At 59.7% G+C, this 2,887-nt stretch carries 1 pseudogene (cut by a window edge); it reads right to left on the bottom strand.

Going from position 1 to position 2,887, the window contains the following annotated elements:
* Positions 1 to 2,598: pseudogene (locus HQL56_05460) on the bottom strand (SEL1-like repeat protein) (it extends 2,892 nt beyond the left edge of the window).
* Positions 2,599 to 2,887 lie beyond the last annotated feature (289 nt).

Here is a 2,887-nt window from a genome sequence, read left to right as displayed (position 1 = left end):
GTTGCCACTGCGGTACATCCGGCCCAGGTTGTTCTGTGCCTCGGCATACCCTTGCTCGGCGGCCTTGCGGTACCAGGTTGCCGCCTCTTTGTCGTCCTGCGGCACGCCTTGGCCGTTTTGGTGCATCCAGCCCAGGTTGTTTTGTGACTTGGCCTCCCCTTGCTCGGCGGCCTTGCGGTACCAAGTGGCCGCCTCTTTATAGTCCTGCGGTACGCCGTGCCCGTTTTGCAACATCACGCCCAGGTTATTCTGGGCACTGGACTCCTCTAGCTCGGCGGCCTTCCGGAACCAGGCGACCGCCTCGGTATCATCCTTCGGCACCCCTTTGCCGAATTGGTACATCACACCCAGATTGTTTTGTGCTTTGGCCTCCCCCTGCTCGGCGGCCTTACGGAACCAAGTGAGGGCTTCGTTGTCATCCTGTGCCACTCCCTTGCCGTAATGGTACATCAGGCCCAGATGGTATTGCGCCTTGGATTCACCCTGCTCCGCAGCCTTGCGGTACCAGGCGAGGGCTTCGTTGTCATCCTGCGGCACCACCTTGCCGGATTGATACATCCGGCCCAGATGGTATTGCGCCGTGGCCTCCCCCTGCTCGGCGGCCTTGAGGTACCAGGTGAGGGCCTCGTTGTCATCCTGCGGCACCCCCTTGCCGTATTCATACATCCAGCCCAGGTTGACTTGTGCTTTGGCCGCACCCTGCTCCGCAGCCTTGCGGAACAAGTTGACCGCCTCGGTGTCATCCTTCGGCACGCCTTCGCCGTATTGGTACATCTTGCCCAGGTTGAATTGTGACCAGGCCTCCCCCTGCTCGGCGCTCTTGCGGTACCAGTTGACCGCCTCCGTCGCATCCTTCGGCACACCTTGGCCAAATTCGTACATCAAGGCCAAGTGGCCTTGTGCGCTGGCCTGCCCCTGCTCGGCAGCCTTGCGGTACCAGTAGACTGCCTCCTTGTCATCCTTCGGCACACCGTGACCGCTTTCGTACATCAGTCCAAGATTGTGTTGGGCACTGGCTTTCCCGAGCTCCGCAGCCTTGCGATACCAGTTGACCGCCTCCTTGACATCCTTCGGCACGCCTTGGCCGTGGTTGTACATGACTCCCAGGTTGTTTTGTGCCCTGGTCTCTCCCTGCTCGGCGGCCTTTCGATACCAGTTGGCCGCCTCCTTGTCATCCTGCGGCACGCCGCTGCCGTCCTGGTACATCTTGCCCAGGTAGAATTGGGCGCTGGCATATCCCTGTTCAGCGGCCTTGCGGTACCAGTTGACCGCCTCCTTGTCATCCTGCGGCACCCCGTTGCCGAATTGGTACATCCAGCCCAGATTGCTCTGTGCGCTGGCCTTCCCCTGCTCGGCGGCCTTGCGGAACCACGAAACCGCCTCCGTGTCATCCTTCGGCACGCCGTTGCCGTTGTGATACATCCTGCCCAGATAGTCTTGTGCCCCGACCTCCCCCTGCTCGGCGGCCTTGCGGTACCAGTTGACCGCCTCCATGTCATCCTGCGGCACCCCTTTGCCGGATTGGTACATCCAGCCCAGAGCGAATTGAGCGCCGGGTTCACCCTGCTCGGCAGCTTTGCGGAACCAATCGACCGCTTCCCCGTCATTCTGCGGTACGCCTTTTCCCAATTGGTACATCAGGCCCAGGGCGTATTGAGCTCCGGAAAGATTCTGCTCGGCGGCCTTGCGGTACCAATTGACGGCTTCCGTGTCATCCTGCGGCACGCCTCTGCCTTTGCGGTACATCCAGCCCAGATTGTCTTGGGCGTTGGCATAATCCTGCTCGGCCGCCTTGCGGTACCAATTGACCGCTTCGATGTGATCCTGCGGCACACCTTTGCCTTTTTGATACATCCACCCCAGATTGTCTTGTGCGCTGGCATAACCCTGCTCGGCGGCCTTGCGGTACCAATTGACGGCTTCCGTGTCATCCTGCGGCACGCCTCTGCCTTTGCGGTACATCCAGCCCAGGTTGTTTTGTGCTTTGGCATAACCCTGTTCGGCGGCCTTGCGATACCATTCCACCGCCTCCGTGTCATCCTGCGGCACGCCTTTGCCGTATTGGTACATCCAGCCCAGGTGGTCTTGTGAGCCGGGATAACCCTGTTCGGCGGCCTTGCGGTACCACGCCACCGCCTCCGTGTCATCCTGCGGCACGCCATGGCCGTATTGGTACATCCAGCCCAGATTGTTTTGCGCCCGGGCGTCACCCTGATCGGCGGCCTTGCGGTACAGTGCCACGGCTTCCCGGTAATAGCGCTCGGCAATCGCCTGGTCTTTTTCCACGCCGCTGCCGGACTCGTACATTCTGCCAAGCGTGTGTTTGCCCCGGCCGTCCCCTTGTTCCGCAGCTTTCCGCAGCCACTTGATGGCCTCCTGATCATTCCGGGCAACCCCTTTGCCCATATGGTACATCCTGCCGATATCCGCCCGGGCTTCGGCATTGCCCTGTTCGGCCAGGGGGAGAAGCCGTTTGAAAGCCGTGTGGTAATCATTCCGTTCAAAGGCGCGCACGCCCTCTTCAAAATCGTCGGCCCGCAATAAGCCATCATGAATAAACAGGAACAGCGCAAGCAGGAGCGTTAAGAGGGGTTTCATGGTCCACCTTCAATCATACAATGTGTTTCCGGCAAACAATGCTAAACCGAATGATCTGCGCTGTTGCCTGTCCGGATCGGCTATCCGCGCAACATACCCAGTTTCCAACGGTAATTAAAGGGCTGGCTTGCAACAAAAGGAACGACGAACGGCTACATCTCACCGGCCTTGACATGAGAAGCACTTGAAGGTCGTCAAAGCCGGTCGGAACGAGGTGTGTTATGCCGTTTCTGTTTCATTTTTGCATTATTGCAGGGGTCTGGGGACCATCATGGTCCCCGGCAGGGGT

The sequence above is a fragment of the Magnetococcales bacterium genome (genome assembly GCA_015231925.1).
In the GTDB taxonomy this organism is placed as follows: domain Bacteria; phylum Pseudomonadota; class Magnetococcia; order Magnetococcales; family JADGAQ01; genus JADGAQ01.
The sequence above is the reverse complement of the archived record's forward strand: the minus strand, read 5'-3'. Positions and strand labels throughout refer to the sequence as shown.